Below are 16,714 nucleotides of genomic sequence, written 5' to 3'. Positions count from 1 at the left end.
CACAGTTTCAATAATGGCCTATCGCAGTAGAGTATGAAAAGCGTTATTTCGAGGGGCTGGCGACTGTCTAGGATAGTAGGGGCGATTCAATTTCTTGGGTTGGTAGCAAGCATTTTTGTGCCGGAGTTGATGAGATTCATCAGCTCCATAAGACTGTTCATGTTGGACCTTAACTAAAGCAAGCTACCATTTTGTAAGCTTGAAGAGATAAAAAAAAGCGCCTGACGCCGGGGGATGGTATGAGGACGCTATGAGGGGTTGAGTACAATCGGTGTCATGCCTATACACCGACCAACCCATCATAGCCCTATTTTTTGGAATAGATGTAGTCCGAATGGGCCTGAAACACAGCAGTTACTCGCGAGTTTTGGACTTGTCCTAAAAAATTTCAGGTCGCATAACCCCGAGGTGTTGAATTCCAAACCAAATTATCTATAAGACAAGAACATACTAATCCTCATTACCGACTCAAAGGGAATCCCCATGAAATTGGGAAAATTTAATAGGATTGGAAAGCCATACATGTCCCTGATAGCAGGCATAACGCAATGCTTTGTCCATCGTCTTGAATTTTTCATCAAAATTGAAATAAAGAATTTTGGATTGATTATTGATAAAACTGCTTACTGATAGAGAGGAAGAGAAATTTCCACTGTGATGCGTTTGGAAAGATGGCGTAATTGTAAAGTGCCCAATCGTGAACGGGCGAGGGGATATGGTATTCAAAAAAATAGACTCCTAAAACGCTACCAATAACTGGTAACGCGGCTAGGAATGAAATCCTAAGCGTGAGGTTTTGCTTGCCCAGAGGGGGGTGAGGAGGAATGCTAAGATGAGTGGTCGTCTAAACGCCAGAAAGCTCGGATGCTTCAAACTCCGATGCTGCAAAAATAGTAAGCAGATTTAAACAGCGCTTACACCATACGCTTTAGCGAACCATAAGTCCAATTTAAGTAACTTCCAGCAGAAATTCATAATTTTATCAATTACATAGGTTGTTGCATGAAATTGGCATAAACTAAATGGTCAGCTTGCATCTATCTAGCATATCTTTCATATGCTTCAGGTGCTTAGCCATAATTTCAGCTAGTAATAGCTAGAAGGTCTTATGCCTCATGTACTCCGCTTTCTAAAAAATAAGCGTTGTAAAACGTCTCCTTGGAATGATGAGGTACCGATTAGACAAGAGCTGTTTGGCATTGAGCGGCTTGAACAGCATGCTGAAAGCTTAGCTCTAGCACAGCAGACCACCGCAACCCCCCCCTCCGTTTCATCCCTACATAAACGCTTAAACAACAATGCTGAAGTCCTGTTAAAGACTTACTACATCATTGCTGCTGAATTAGAAGATGGTCACAGTGTTGCTCACTCAGCAGAATGGTTGTTGGACAACTACCACATAGTTGAAACTCAAATCCGTGAAATTCGGGATGATTTACCTCCGGGCTATTACCGTCAATTACCCAAACTTGCGGATGGCCCATTTGTCGGGTATCCCCGAGTACTAGGATTGGCCTGGGCATTTGTCGCACATACTGACAGCCATTTTGATCCAGATAACCTGCGCCGCTTTATTCAAGCCTACCAACGTATTCAAGCCCTTACCATTGGCGAGTTATGGGCTGTAGCAATTACCTTACGCATAGTACTTATCGAAAACCTGCGAAGACTGGCTGAACAGATTGAAGCTGGGCGCAGCTCGCGCGCAGAAGCAGAAGAGTTCGCCAAAACTTTGCTGCAAACAGATAGGTCTCGGTTGGACTTGGAAAAAGATCTGGCATCTCGTGCATCTCAACCTGTCTCCGACACTTTCATTGCCCACCTTTCCAAGCGCTTACGGATCAAGATCCACGCACTATGCCGGCCATGGCCTGGCTGGAGGAGCTGGCCAGAAAACAGGAAATATCCGTCAATGACTTGGTGCAGCGAGCCCAGCAATCGGAAGGTGCATCCAATGTCAGCGTAAGGAATGTGATCACCAGCATGCGGCTGATCTCTGATATTGATTGGGCCGCATTGTTTGAGAGTGTCAGTCTTGTGGATGCACGCTTGGGCCAAAGCAGCAGTTTTACGCTCATGGATTTCCCCACCCGTAATTCATATAGAAGTGCAATTGAGCAATTAGCTCGCGGCTCTACATTTTCCGAGCTCGAGATCGCTGAAATCACGCTTGAATTATGTGAGCAGGCAACTCAGAGGTTAGCTGCAGAAGAAAATATGCGTGTTACCGACCCTGGGTATTATTTAATTGCCGAAGGCAGGGAAAAGCTAGAAAGACGTATCCGTTTCCGGGCTTCACCCAGACTATTGCTGAGTCGCATAAACCTTCGCTTTGGCATAGCGGGCTATATCACCGCGATTACTTTTGTGTCTATCTCGTTGTTGCTCATGGCATTACATGGGCTCCATTGGCTCGATCAATCGCTGGGATTAATCCTAGCCATAATGGTGATTGCTTTTATCCCAGCGACTGAGGCTGCCACTAGTATTGTCAATCGGCTAATAGTGTGGAATGTCTCGGCCCAATCTTTGCCAGCCATGGAGCTGAAGTCCGGCATACCACCTTCATTGCGCACATTGGTTGCCGTACCTATCCTACTAAGCGATGAAGCCGAATTAATCAAGCATATAGAACGCCTAGAAGTCCATTATCTGTCCGGCTTAGGCGGAGATATTTACTTTGCCTTGTTAGCTGACGGAATCGACGCAGATCAAGAGGTTTTGCCCACGGATGCACCTTTGTTGTGGCGGGCAAAAATACTGATTAACGATCTGAATCGGAAGTATGAAAAAGAGGTGGAAAGCGACCTCAACTCACCGCGTTTTTTGTTCCTGAGCCGCCGCAGAATCTTCAATGAAAGCGAAGGCAAGTGGATAGGTTGGGAACGCAAGCGCGGTAAGCTGCATGAATTGAACCGCCTGTTGCGGGGTGCGACTACTACAACTTTTGAAACCGGAGATATCGCCCTCTACCCAATTCCTAGCAGCGTGCGCTATGTCATTACATTGGATGCTGACACTAGGCTGCCCCGGGACACGCTTGAAAAGCTGGTTGGGAAAATGAGCCATCCACTCAACAAGGCCATCTTTAGCGATGTGGAGCAGAGGGTAATCAGTGGTTATGCCATTCTGCAACCTAAAGTCACTCCTACTCTTCCGCTAGATCACGAAGGCTCTTTTTATCAACGAATCTTCTCTGCTCCTGGAGGCATTGATCCCTATGCCGCAGCGAGTTCCGACGTATATCAGGACATGTTTGGGGAAGGCTCATACACCGGCAAAGGTATTTACGATATTGATGCGTTTGAAGCGTCATTGACGGGACGTGTTCGAGAAAACTCCATGCTTAGCCATGACTTGTTCGAAGGTATCTTTGCCCGAGCAGGACTGGCTTCAGATATTGATGTTGTTGAAGAGTCGCCAAGTCGATACGACGTTGCCTTAAAACGCCAGCATCGCTGGACTAGGGGTGACTGGCAATTGCTGCCATGGATACTGAGTTTCGCTTCTACTAACAAGATACCCGCCGTTGGGCGCTGGAAAATGCTGGATAACCTCCGACGCTCGCTGGTCGGCCCCAACTACTTGCTGCTCTTGGTTTTATGTTGGTGGCTACCGCTTACCATGGCCATCCCGGCCACTGCCATGGTTTTGCTGCTTTATGCAGTACCCAGCTTACTGCCTATCGTCCTGTCGTTATTGCCACGTCGCCGGGATATCCATCTCAGCAACCATTTGCGTAATTTGCTGAAAGACTTGCTACAAGCCAGCGCTTATCTTGTCTTATCGCTAGCCTTGCTTGCAGATCAGGCCTGGAGAATGGGGGATGCCATCGCACGTACCTTGATACGGCTGGTAATCACCCGCAAACATTTACTGCAATGGACGACCGCCGCCCAGTCAAAAAGTAATCCGCGCTTAAGCATTGATGGCTTTTATTATGAAATGACAGGGAGCACGGCAGGTGTCCTCCTCATGAGTGCTTTTACCTTAAGCATTGTCCCAGCATCCTGGCCACTTGTACTGCCATTGGCTGGATTATGGGTCATAGCACCATGGCTGGCCTATCTCGTCAGTTATCCCCCTTCCTCAGATAATAATGAGGACATCCCGCAAGCAACCGTGGTGGCATTAAGGTTGACTGCACGGCGCACCTGGCGCTTCTTTGAGCGATTTGTCACCCCGCAGGACAATATGTTGCCCCCTGATAATTTTCAGGAGCAACCTGCCCCCACGATTGCGCACCGAACCTCGCCTACGAATATTGGGCTTTACCTGCTCTCAACGGTAGCTGCAAAGGATTTTGGCTGGTTAGGAACTGCGGACGCGATCACGCGCCTGGAGGCTACACTGGCAGTCATGCAGCAACTGTCAAAGCATCGTGGGCATTTGTTTAATTGGTATGGCACGCAGGATCTCAGAGTCCTGGATCCGCCCTATATATCTTCTGTCGATAGCGGCAACCTGGCTGGTCACTTGATTGCACTGGCCAATGCATGCGAAGCGTGGATAAGTAAAGACACATCCAATACCAAAGTGGGCCTGCTGGATCATTGGCAATTGGCACGAGATGCTCTTGCCATCTCGGCTATCGCTTACGATGAAACCGGCATGCTCCTGTTGTCTCGACTTGAAGAAATCTCCATCCTGTTAGAGGACAGCCAACTTCAAAGTCTATTGCCTCCATTGAAGCGGATGACAGACAAGCTAGTAATTACTACCCGCAAGGTAATACCTGTCAGTGATGATTACAACCCTCCTGAACTCGTCTTTTGGGTTGAGGCATTGGCTTTAGCCGTGGCATCACACAACCATGACCAATTGGTGTATCAACAATCCCCCGAAGCCATGCATAGCAGACTACAAGCCATTGCTGCTTGTGCACGTAAAATGGCCATAGACATGGATTTTGCTTTTCTGGTCGAGCCTGAGCGCAAGCTGTTATCCATAGGCTATAGCCTGGTGGATAACAGCTTGGATCAAAGTTGTTATGATTTACTGGCTTCAGAGGCAAGGCTGGCCAGCCTATTCACCATTGCAAAGGGAGATGTATCCACAAAACATTGGTTTCGTCTTGGCCGCACTGCAACACCACTTGGTAATGCTTCAGCACTAATCTCCTGGTCAGGCTCAATGTTTGAATATCTCATGCCTTCTTTGGTCATGCGTGCACCAGTGGGGAGTTTACTGGAGCAGACAAGTAAGCTGATTGTTACGAGGCAGCAAGAGTATGGCTTCTCACTAGGTATTCCCTGGGGAGTTTCTGAATCCGCTTATAACGCTAGAGACATTGAGTTCACTTATCAATACTCAAACTTTGGGGTACCAGGCTTAGGCCTGAAGCGAGGCTTGTCTGAAAACCTTGTCATCGCACCCTATGCAACTGGCCTCGCCACCATGGTAGATCCTAAAGGGTCTCATGAAAACTTTTTGCATCTCACGCGCTTAGGTGCTGCTGGGCGCTACGGTTTTTATGAGGCACTCGATTTCACTAAATCCAGGTTACGTGAGGATCAAGAGTTTGCCATCGTGCGTAACTATATGGCGCACCACCAAGGCATGACCATAGTGGCCATTGCCAATAGCCTGCATCAGGGTGAAATGCGCAATCGCTTTCACTGTGAACCTATGATACAGGGCTGCGAACTCTTGCTGCAGGAAAGAATGCCTAGAGATATTGCCATTTCCCGGCCTCGTGCTGAGGAGGTTAGCGCTGCAGCGACGGAAGCAAGAAGAGACACTCCAACTGCTCGCAGCTTAAATGCAGGCTATTCAGAGTACCCAGTTACTCACTTACTTTCTAATGGCAATTACTCGGTTATGTTGACGGGTACAGGAGCGGGTTACAGCCGTTGGCGAGATATTGCAGTAACCCGTTGGACTGAGGATACGACGCGTGAAAAGGATGGGTATTTCATATTCATAAAAGACATAGCTAGCGGAGATATATGGACATCGGCTGGGCAAGAAATCCGCACCCGTACACCCCCACGTTTGGAGACTAACAACATTGTTTTTAGTGAGGATCATGCTGAATTTATCCAAAACGGGAAGCACCTCATCTCACATATGGATGTGGTCGTGTCCGGGGAGGATGATGCGGAAGTGCGACGTGTTTCTGTCACCAACAATAGCCGCCGTCCGTATGAGTTGGAGTTCACCTCGTATCTTGAACTTGTGTTAACGACGACGGCGACCGATAGAGCGCACCCGGCATTTGCAAAGTTGTTTGTAGTCACCGAATATCTGGCCGAGTTTGGTGCACTGCTTGCTACTCGCCGCTTACGTTCACCGGGAGAACCCCAGGTCTGGGCTGCGCATTTCGCTGTCATTGAAGGAGAAATGACTGCCCAGGCTCAATACGAGTCCGATAGGGCCTGCTTTATTGGCCGTGACAAAACAGTAGAATCCGCAGCGGTAATTGTCGGTGGAGAAAACCTCTCCAATACAGTAGGTACTATCTTAGATCCTATCTTTTCTATTCGTAACCGCTTGACGTTGGCACCTGGCAAAGTGGCCCGATTGGCGTACTGGACTGTGTTGGCTTCCTCACGAGAAGCTCTGCTGGGTATTATTGACAAACACCATGATCGCAGTGCCTTTGAACGGGCGCGTACGCTCGCGTGGACACAAGCGCAGGTTCAATTACGAGATATAGATGTCTCTCCAGAGGAAGCGGCAAATTTCCAAAAACTCGCAACCCCTATTCTGTACGCAGATCAACGCTTCAGATCACATTCTGAGGCGATTAAACGCGGTTTAGGGCCTCAGTCTGGATTGTGGTCACAATCGATTTCCGGCGATCTACCTATCGTCCTTTTGCGTATTGATGATATTGAAGATATAGCGCAGGTACATGAATTGTTACGCGCTCATCAATACTGGCGCATGAAACAACTATTTGTCGATCTTGTGATTATCAACGAGCGAGCCTCTTCATATATTCAAGATTTGCAGATTGCGATAGAGACCGCAGTTCGTACCTGCCAAGCACGGCGTAGGTCAGGTGAGGAATTGGCCAAAGGACTGGTGTTTACACTGCGCGCCGATTTAATGGGGGCAGAATGCAGAGCATTGCTGAATGCAGTGGCACGAGTTGTCTTCCTGGCAAGGCATGGATCGATTGCCGAGCAAGTGGCTGAGATATTGTTACCTGTGGAAGAACTGCCCCGTAAGCGATTTGAGCTCGGAGTGAAGAAAGCGTCGGCCACGCCTGCCAACATGGACAACCTAGAGTTTTTTAATGGACTAGGCGGGTTTGCCAAGGATGGTAAAGAGTATGTGACCATTCTGAGTGCCGATGTCACCACGCCCGCTCCCTGGATCAATGTTATTGCGAATGCCAATTTTGGTTTTCAGGTATCAGCCTCAGGCAGTGGGTATACCTGGGCAGATAATAGTCGAGAAAACCAGCTGACATCCTGGTCGAATGACGCAGTTATGGATCCCAGTAGTGAAGTGCTCTACATACGCGATGACATCACTGGCGAGCTATCCAGCCCTACAAGCCATCCTATCCGCGACGATGGTAACTATATTGCAAGGCATGGCTTTGGCTACAGTCAGTTTGAGCATCATGCGAATGAGCTTGAATTGACATTGCTTCAATATGTTGCAGTGGATGATCCCATTAAGATCTCGCGCCTTGTCATTCGCAACACGTCCGGACGTCCACGTCATTTATCGGTGATTGCTTATACCGAGTGGACATTAGGCACATCTCGCAGTGCATCTGCTCCATTTATCCAGACAGAGCTTGATGAACTTACCGGGGCCATACTGGCAAGAAATCCCTGGAGCCTCTCCTACAGCAATCGGGTTGCATTCGCAGATCTTGGAGGTAAGCAAACCCAGTGGACTGCTGATCGTAAGGAGTTTATTGGGCGCTCTGGCGGATTGCATTTGCCAGAAGCGTTGGTAAGGGGTAGCTCCCTCTCAGGTAACTTCGGTGCGGGCATTGATCCTTGTGCCGCATTACAGCATACCTTGATCCTTGCGGAAGGAGAGTCCGTAGAAATAGTGTCCTTTATTGGGCAATGTCATTCTGCAGAGGACTGCAGAGAATTGATAGCACGCTATCGCGGCATAGATCTGGGTAGCGTATTCCAGGAGGTTTGCAACTATTGGCAAAAATTGCTGGAAGTGATCCAGGTGAAAACACCAGATCGCGCGATGGACATTATGCTGAACGGATGGCTGCTCTACCAAACGATGGCATGTCGCGTACTGGCAAGATCTGCGTTTTATCAAGCTAGCGGGGCGTATGGCTTTAGAGATCAATTACAGGACTGTATGGCATTGGTGGTATCCGCGCCAGAAACTTGCCGCACACATTTGTTACGCGCTGCTGGGCGGCAGTTTGTAGAAGGGGATATGCAGCATTGGTGGCAGCCACAATCCGGAATGGGTGTACGTACCAGAATCTCTGATGATTCAGTCTGGCTTGCCTATGCGACCTCTCACTATATTACTTGCACTGGCGACCTCACTATCTTAGACGAGGACATTGCATTTCTGGAAGGGCCTAGCTTGCAAGGAGGAGAGCATGACAGCTTTTTCCAACCCATGGTCGCGGAGGAACGTGCATCGTTGTATGAGCACTGCGCACGCGGAATTGATCGCTGCGCAAGCCTAACAGGTATCCATGGATTGCCATTGATAGGCACAGGTGATTGGAACGATGGCATGAATCGGGTGGGTGAGGCAGGTCGCGGGGAAAGTGTATGGTTAGCATGGTTACTGATCCGCACAATCAACTTGTTTGCTCCTATTGCATTAGCTCGCAAAACTACAGCACAACAAAAGCGTGCCAAGCATTGGCAAACGCATGCTGAATCAGTACGCAAAGCAGTCGAGTCCAGCGGCTGGGATGGACTCTGGTACCGTCGCGCTACTTTTGATGATGGATCCTGGCTAGGCTCCAATGAAAATACGGAATGTCGCATAGATTCGATAGCCCAGTCATGGGCGGTGATATCCGGTGCCGCTGAGCCCATGCGTGCAGCCGTCGCCATGCAATCATTGGAACAGTATTTGATTAACAAAAGTGAAGGCATCGCATTGCTATTTAGCCCGCCTTTTGACAAAACCCATTATGACCCGGGCTATATCAAAGGCTACCCTCCTGGCTTGCGAGAAAATGGTGGGCAATATAGTCATGCTGCTATGTGGTCTATATTGGCATATGTCAAGCTCGGGGAAGGTACTAAAGCCGCTGAATTATTTGCTCTACTTAATCCTATCAACCATACACAGACTTTGAAAGATATCCATCGTTACAAGGTTGAGCCTACGTACTTGCCGCTGACGTATATTCAGTCTTCCCTCATATTGGGAGAGGTGGCTGGACTTGGTATACAGGCTCTGCAGGATGGATGTACAGGGCAGGCATCGAAGGCATATTGGGTATACGGCTTGCCAACAAGAAGTTACTGATCAAACCCTGTATCCCAGCCAACTGGAACAAGGTCGAGGCTAAGATGAAACTGCAGGAGACTCAATTGAATATCTATATCGAAAACTCGCCAGACATCGGGTCATGCTTATCTGAGGCCAGATTAGATGGTAATAGTCTCCCTTTAATTGATGGGGAGGTTCAGGTTGAGCTCAATGGTGGAAATAAAAATCTCTACCTCATCTACTATCAATCGCCAGGAAGCCCTGAATAGAGGCCATACAGCGTGTTGATGAATTTCAACCAAGCGTATCTATTTAATATTTAAGCGAAATCCACATGAAATCTTAAAATGCTGTATGCTGAGTTCAGCGGCCTGAGTCTGCACCCATCCCCCGTTACTTCCTCCCTGGCATGAGTCTCTCTTTTCTCGCGCATGATGATATTTTCTGTCATGAAACTATAAAAGGAGATCTTATGAAACACCCAATCAACATCACTGGCAATAAAGCGCCTGGGATTTTCTCCAAGTCTGAAGCTATCAAAGCGGGGTTAGAAGGGGAAACAAGCCATGATCTCGCTAAGAAGGCATTGCAGAAAAAAATGCATCTATTGATGTTCGAGAATAAAAACCCCTCACGCCCAAAATTACCAATCAACTCTTCAAATGTTTACACCAATTTAGATAATGAAGACTCAGAGCATAAGTGAGGCTCTGATTAATACTACTCATTCACCCGCTAGTTGCGGGTGTTATTTAAGAATACGGAGTTTTGTATCATTAAGTCTATTCCCATGGTTTAAGGAAGAATAGATTGGTTGTAACGGTTTGTTGATGTAATGAAAAATTAAATCTCTGAGATATCATAACCATAATTTCGATATTTTTATGAAATATCATAGGTAAAGTGGTTTCAATTAAATCTATTGAGGTGATTCATTTTGCCATTTAATAGGCTGCCAACAAAAGTGAAGGGAATATGGATTGGCAGCATAATTTCTGCAGTTATATTCGTAATTATTGTAGGCAGAGATATCACTTATTATATGAGTGAAATACCACCAAATTTTGAATTTATTGATATACCTAGCGATCCTAGTGCATTGTATTATGCGAAGCGTGAAAGAAGAGGTTTCATTCTAAATCCAACATTTCATGACAACGGTGCGAAAAGGATCCTAGGAGTACGCGGCATCAGCAATAATGAAATTTCAGGCATTTCTCACTTGCAAATGACAGCTAGGGGGAGAAGCTTCTTAAATATAAGCTTGGGAGGATCTAAAACATGAATAGCTTAATTGAGTTGCTACAATTGATTCGGACAGGACATGAGACCTTGATCACCGAGGATGGCACTGAGGGACTAAAAAATTTTCAAATCCGAGTTTTAACGATCAAAGAAGCATTCGCTAGAAAATATATTGAAGAGCCTGAATATCAGCTGAATAGAAAATATGGCATGCTGCAAATTTTCGATAAAGTTAGTAATTTGAGGCTGACAATTCTTGGTAATAGCTACTTAGATAAGTAAATATATCAGCTCGGAGAATTCCAAGTATGGTTAATCAATATTTAGTATTGGTTCTTGACGAACACATAGAGATTAATGCCTTGTATAAACTGAGTGCAGTACCTGAACCTAGCACTTATGCACCTCTTGCTCTGGGGTTGGGCCTAGTTACTTTGCCTGCTCGCCGCTAATCTACTTAATCAAAAAAAAGGGCCATTGCTGAGGCTCTTTTGTTTTATGTCTAGGCATAAGAGCTACCAAAAGCAACTGAGAGCCCAGTTCCGAGGTTGCGCAAAGTTTTGTGTAAACGGCTTTTACTTACACAGGGTTAATTCTATCTTCAAATTGGATAGTAAATCGATTTAGAGCAGCCTTCCAATCACGAATAGGTAATGTCCATCGTTGGCTGATGTTGCGTAATGCTAAATAGAATAACTTAAGCAATGACTCATCTGTGGGGAATGATCCTCGGTTTTTAGTGATCCTCCTGAGGGACATATTGACGGACTCAATTGCGTTAGTCGTATAAATTACCCTGCGAATTTCTGGAGGGTATTCAAAGAAAGGAATGATTCGATACCAATTTCGACGCCATATCTGCGATATGGGTGGATGTGTTTTATCCCATTTATCTTCGAACTCGGCTAGTCTCAGCTCTGCATCCTCTGCGGTTACAGATTGATAGATTCGTTTTAAATCGGTAGCAACTTGATCTCGTAATTTCCAGCTTACATAGTTCATGCTGTATCGCACCAAATGGACGATGCATAGCTGTACAGTTGTCTTGGGGAATACCGCTTCTATGGCTTCTGGAAATCCTTTTAGTCCATCAACACAAGCAATAAATATATCCTGTACTCCGCGATTTTTGAGTTCTGTCACCACTTGCAGCCAGAACTTAGCGCCTTCAGTTTGTGCGATCCAAAGCCCTAAGACTTCCTTTTCACCTTCCATATTAATTCCAATAGCAAGATAGACAGCTTTAGGCCGGACTGTGCCTGAATCCCTAATTTTGACATGGATGCAATCCATGTAGACGATGGGGTAAATTGGATCCAATGGGCGCACCTGCCAGGTTTTCACCTCATCATTGACAGCATCAGTGACTGATGAGATGAAGGAGGGCGAAACCTCGGTACCATACATTTCTTCCAGATGACTTTGGATCTCCCGCAACGTCATGCCTCGCGCGTAGAGCGAGATAATTTTCTCATCGAACCCAGACCATCGAGTTTGATGCTTTTGAACGAGCAAAGGCTCGAATGTCGCGTCCCGATCACGTGGAACCTCAATCGGTATCTCTCCAAATTCCCCTTTTATTGTTTTCCTGGTTTTTCCATTCCGAGTATTGCCAGTAGAGTTCGTAACGCGTGCGTTGCGAGTATGGCCAAGGTGATCTGACATCTCGGCCTCCAACACGCGCTCCACTAATGCCTTGGTTAATTGCTTCAATAAACCACCTTCGCCAATCAGGTCTTCAGGTCTTTGGTATCCGGTTAATAAACTGTCTAGTACATCCTTTGGAATGGCTGATTTTACTGCGGTCATTATTACTCCTAACAAATTGGCGGCAGTTTCCTGCCAAATGACCGTTTACACAAAATTTCTTACACCACCGATAGCAGATAGCCCTACCTGACGCAGAAAGAGATCCGATGCTCATACTTATTGAAGCTGCTAAGTCTCAGCTACATACTTCAGATGCTTTGAACCGATTTCTTAAGTGGAAAAATGCAGAAGAGCGTTTAAATTTAGGGGGTGATTAATTCATATTAAAAACATATATTTAGCTAAATCTCGAGTTGGGTTGCAAAAAAGCTGCTCAATCTCGTTTTGAGTTGCAAACTTTAAGCAAATGATTTTGCTGGATTATTTTTAAGTATCTGATTTTAATGAGATGGAAGTCTCGAGTTAAATTGCAAACGACATTTTTGTCGTTTGCAATTTAATTCGAGATTTTTGCAATCAAAAGCTAGATTTGGTGTGAGGCCTTAAATTACAGATGCTTCCTGCTTTGGGGCGGTTGCGCTTAGGTTAGGAGTAGGCGACCTGTTACTGCTAACCATTAATTCAGGTGCCAAAACGGTTAGCTTAATAGCCATATTCACATATTCGTGTGAAAGGTCGAATATGAATGAATCCATGGAGCCAGGCACTGCCTCCCCTTCTAAGGTGAAATGACTTATGCGCGAATCAGGGCTACACCAATCACCAAAAATCCCACTCCAATGATCTTGGTTAATCCGATCGGATTCGTTTGGAGACCCAGCACTCCGAAATGATCAAACAAAAGGGCTCCAATCATTTGGCCAGCCACAATGAAGGTGATGGTTGTAGCCACGCCATGTTTGGGCACCATAAAGATGGCAGTTGCAATAAAAATTGCTCCGAACACACCACCTGTCCACGAGAGCCAGGCACCTCCTTTCGGTAGCGCCCAAATGATTTTATTGCCAGGCAATACCACTGTCATGACCAATGCAGTTGCAAGCCCAACAAAATAGCTAATTGCAGTAGCCATCCATGGTGAGCCTATCTGCGTTTGAAGATTTGAATTCAATACCTGTTGGAATGCTAGGCTCATCCCTGCGAGAACAAGCACTAAATAGGAAAAAATGTAGGAAGTGGTAGCCATGACAGTAATTCAAGTGATGTGTAAGAGCTATTGATAGTGGGCTTGCAAGAAGTTAACGAAGGACTTGAGCTTGGGAGAGGTCTGGCGACTCTTAGGATAAACCGCGTTAATCGGCATGCTGTCGGGTAGATAACTTGGCAGGATTTCAATCAGCTTCTTGGCTTTGATATCTTCTTCGACAAGGTTCCTTGGGATCAATAACAAGCCAATCCCATTCTTTGCGGCGATATGCAAAGCGGCGACATTGTTTGACTCCAGCCTGGTCATCGGCGATGAGCTAAGTTGAGACAGGAAGGCCCGCCAACCACTTTGATTTCTCCATAGGGTAAAACCTAGACATTTGTGCGAAGCCAAATCCTGTGGCTTTTCAGGTGTGCCGTTCGCGGCAAGATATTCGGGCGAAGCGCAAATGGTGAGACGGTAATCGCCTAACTGACGTGCGATCAGTGTGGAGTCTTCCAGTTTGCCAATGCGGATGGCGATGTCATACCCCTCTTCGATGATATCGACAAAGCGGTCATTCAAAATCAGCTCCACTGTAATATCCGGGTTTTCAGCCAGATATTTCGATACCAATCCCGCCAGTACATCGCCGAAAGCCACAGCGGCACTGATACGTAACCTCCCTTTGGGCTGAGCGCCTAATTCCTGCGCCTCGAGCTCTGCTACCGAAATATCCTCAAGAATGGACTTACATGAATCGTAGTAACGTTTTCCTGCATCCGTGAGTCTGCGCTGGCGCGTAGTGCGCACTATCAAGGTCGTACCTAAAGACTCTTCCAGCTCCTGAATCTGGGCAGTGACGCGCGGCGGGGAAAGTCCCAGAGACTCTCCTGCGGCAGCAAATGAGCCGGTGTCAACTGCGGCAACAAACAGTTGCATGGCTTTAAGTTTGTCCATAAGTATTATTCTCTTTTACAAAATAAACCATTCATATTTTTGGTATTTATTTCTATATATAGAATCATAGAAAATGCAGTCGTTCAATTACTTTTAGGACGAAATTGCGATGACTACATTGTTGAATCCACTCCAGGCAGGCGCTTTTCACTTGAAGAATCGTGTGGTGTTAGCTCCATTGACCCGTGTTCGTGCTGCCGAAGGTCGAGTACCAACGCCATTGATGGCTGAGTACTATGCGCAACGCGCAAGTGCAGGTCTCATCATTACTGAAGCCACTTCGATCAATGCGATGGGTGTTGGCTATCCTGATACCCCAGGTATCTGGTCGCCAGAACAAATCGATGGCTGGAAGCTGGTCACGCAAGCCGTGCATGCCAAGGGTGCAGATTGTCTTGCAGCTCTGGCATGTCGGTCGTGTTTCCGACCCTGTTTACCTGGATGGAAAACAACCTGTTGCGCCAAGTGCTAGAAGGCTGCCTGGACGTGTCGCATGGTGCGTCCTGAGCGCGAATATGTCACTCCTCATGCCTTGACAACCGCTGAGGTGAAAGTCGTCATTGAAGACTACCGCTTGGCAAGCCTGGCTGCTAAAGAAGCTGGCTTTGATGGTGTGGAAGTTCATGGTGCCAATGGCTATCTGCCTCACCAGTTCCTGAGCCTGGAGTCCAATACGCGTGATGATGAATACGGTGGAAATCTGGAGAACCGTGCCCGCTTTATGTTGGAGGCTGTGGATGCCGCCATCTCCGTGTGGGGTGCTGACCGTGTGGGCCTGCATATTTCTCCGCAATACACCGATGGCGGCGTATTTGCTGGCCAGTCTCAGACTATGTCTACCTCATGCATCAAGTCGCTGCCCGCAATATCGCTTTTGTTTGCAGTCGTGAGCCGCGGGAATCAGATGCCTGGATGAGCCCCAAGCTCAAGCAGGCCTTTGGTGGTGTCTTTATTGCAAACCAGGAGTTCACTCCTGAAAGCGGTGCGGCTGTTGTCGCCGCTGGCGAAGTTGATGCCATTGCCTTCGGTAGAACTTACATCGCAAACCCAGATTTACCTGAGCGTATTGCTCAAAACGCGGAGCTCAATGAGCCGGACGCTAGCACTTTCTATGGCAAAGGCCCCAAGGGCTATACCGACTACCCCACACTTGCTTATTGAGTTGCATCGGCCTGGAAAAGGCCTTTGCAGCCCAACTTTTTATCGAAGTTAATCATAGGAGTTAGATAGCATGAAGATCATTAAGGCACTTCTTTTATCCGTAGTCGTTGCTGTACTTCCATTCGGTGTCTCAGCAGGTGAGGTCAATGCAGATCCTTCCAAATCTGTATTAATCGTCCTCAGCAATCATGACAAGCTGGGCGATACCGGTAGGCAAACGGGTTGGCACATGTCCGAAGCCACTCATATTTACTACCCCCTGGTTGAAGCTGGATACACCGTACACTTTGCCAGCCCAAAAGGCGGACTCGCTCCTGTAGACGAATCCAGTGTGAAGCTGGATGACCCTATCAATAAGAAATTCTTTGAAGACAAAGCGCTTTTCAATCAAACCAAACACACCTTGTCCTTGGAAAAGGTTAACCCTGCCGATTACAAAATCGTGCACTACGTCGGTGGCTGGGGTGCGATGTGGGATTTCCGTGGTAACAAGGATGTGAATAGAGTAGGTGCCGCCATTTATGAGTCTGGTGGCATCGTCTCGGCTATCTGCCATGGGCCTGCTGCATTGGTAGATCTCAAGCTCTCCAATGGTGAATATTTGGTCAAGGGTAAAAACATGGCCACTTTCACCGACTCCGAAGAGAAAGACATGGACACAGTGAAGACCATGCCATTCCTGTTGGAAACAGCATTGCGTGGACGTGGTGCCAAAGTGCATGTTGCCAAGAACTGGACAGCAAAATCCGTGATTGATGGTCGCTTGGTGACTGGTCAAAACCCACAATCCGGCCTCAGCGTTGCTCAAAACATTCTGAAAGTGGCCAAAGAGTTGAAGTAGGCCCACTCAATACCTTGTTCAACTAAGCAGTCATTTAGAAAAGGCCAACCAAAGGCATCCTTGTACAGGTCAACAGAGTTTCAAATCTCTGACCATGGCAGGATGCCTTTCATTTTCTTGTTCCATGGCCCTGTCCATTGATGGATTGCCATCTAGGGTTCTCATACGAATTGAAGCTGTGAAGGGTCAGCTACCTACTTCAGATGCTATGAAACGTTTCTTGAGTGGAAAATGCAGAAGAGCGTTTGTGTCCAAAGGGATAATTAACTCTC

Annotated in this window: 9 protein-coding genes and 2 pseudogenes; 8 read left to right on the top strand and 3 right to left on the bottom strand. The window is 46.9% G+C overall.

Annotated elements, in window-relative coordinates; translation table 11 throughout:
• Positions 1–1,108 precede the first annotated feature (1,108 nt).
• The 5 genes and pseudogenes from JCM2850_RS22110 to JCM2850_RS24205 all read left to right on the top strand — a co-directional run bounded on the left by JCM2850_RS22110 (position 1,109) and on the right by JCM2850_RS24205 (position 11,096).
• Positions 1,109–1,966 (top strand): hypothetical protein, encoded by an 858-nt coding sequence (locus JCM2850_RS22110; protein ID WP_199898383.1) that lies wholly within the window; start codon positions 1,109–1,111, stop codon positions 1,964–1,966.
• A pseudogene (locus JCM2850_RS20020) lies at positions 1,858–9,668 on the top strand (GH36-type glycosyl hydrolase domain-containing protein). The gene JCM2850_RS22110 and the pseudogene JCM2850_RS20020 overlap by 109 nt, the downstream one beginning before the upstream one ends.
• 203 nt (positions 9,669–9,871) lie before the next feature.
• Positions 9,872–10,105 carry a hypothetical protein gene (locus JCM2850_RS15695; protein ID WP_148301314.1) on the top strand — a complete coding sequence of 78 codons (234 nt, stop codon included), beginning with the start codon at positions 9,872–9,874 and terminating at the stop codon, positions 10,103–10,105.
• Between the two features lie 575 nt (positions 10,106–10,680).
• On the top strand, positions 10,681–10,926 hold the full coding sequence (locus JCM2850_RS15690) for a hypothetical protein (protein WP_025873083.1): 246 nt from the start codon (positions 10,681–10,683) through the stop codon (positions 10,924–10,926).
• 26 nt (positions 10,927–10,952) lie between these two features.
• The gene (locus tag JCM2850_RS24205) at positions 10,953–11,096 is read left to right on the top strand and encodes a PEP-CTERM sorting domain-containing protein (RefSeq protein ID WP_081775119.1); all 144 of its coding nucleotides are present in this window, start codon (positions 10,953–10,955) and stop codon (positions 11,094–11,096) included.
• 127 nt (positions 11,097–11,223) lie between these two features.
• Here the strand turns inward: JCM2850_RS24205 and JCM2850_RS15685 are convergent, their stop codons facing one another.
• From JCM2850_RS15685 to JCM2850_RS15675, 3 genes are all read right to left on the bottom strand, one after another.
• Positions 11,224–12,453, bottom strand: coding sequence for an IS256 family transposase (locus tag JCM2850_RS15685; RefSeq protein ID WP_025873082.1), 1,230 nt, complete (start codon positions 12,451–12,453; stop codon positions 11,224–11,226).
• Positions 12,454–13,087: 634 nt separating this feature from the next.
• On the bottom strand, positions 13,088–13,540 hold the full coding sequence (locus JCM2850_RS15680; protein ID WP_025873081.1) for a DMT family transporter: 453 nt from the start codon (positions 13,538–13,540) through the stop codon (positions 13,088–13,090).
• A 27-nt stretch (positions 13,541–13,567) separates the two neighbouring features.
• Positions 13,568–14,440 carry a LysR family transcriptional regulator gene (locus JCM2850_RS15675; RefSeq protein ID WP_025873080.1) on the bottom strand — a complete coding sequence of 291 codons (873 nt, stop codon included), beginning with the start codon at positions 14,438–14,440 and terminating at the stop codon, positions 13,568–13,570.
• 109 nt (positions 14,441–14,549) lie between these two features.
• On the opposite strand from JCM2850_RS15675, the pseudogene JCM2850_RS23190 reads away from it, so the two are divergent.
• From JCM2850_RS23190 to JCM2850_RS15655, 3 genes and pseudogenes are all read left to right on the top strand, one after another.
• Positions 14,550–15,356, top strand: a pseudogene (locus tag JCM2850_RS23190) (oxidoreductase).
• A complete protein-coding gene (locus JCM2850_RS22090; RefSeq protein WP_025873078.1) occupies positions 15,353–15,601 on the top strand; it encodes an oxidoreductase in 249 nt (82 codons plus the stop codon). Before JCM2850_RS23190 ends, JCM2850_RS22090 begins: the two are co-directional and overlap by 4 nt.
• A gap of 70 nt (positions 15,602–15,671) precedes the next feature.
• A complete protein-coding gene (locus JCM2850_RS15655; protein WP_088177774.1) occupies positions 15,672–16,442 on the top strand; it encodes a type 1 glutamine amidotransferase domain-containing protein in 771 nt (256 codons plus the stop codon).
• Positions 16,443–16,714: the final 272 nt, after the last annotated feature.

The organism is Methylobacillus glycogenes JCM 2850 (assembly GCF_000617925.1).
GTDB lineage: Bacteria > Pseudomonadota > Gammaproteobacteria > Burkholderiales > Methylophilaceae > Methylobacillus > Methylobacillus glycogenes.
Note: the sequence above shows the minus strand (reverse complement) of the source record. Positions and strands in the feature narration are given on the sequence as shown.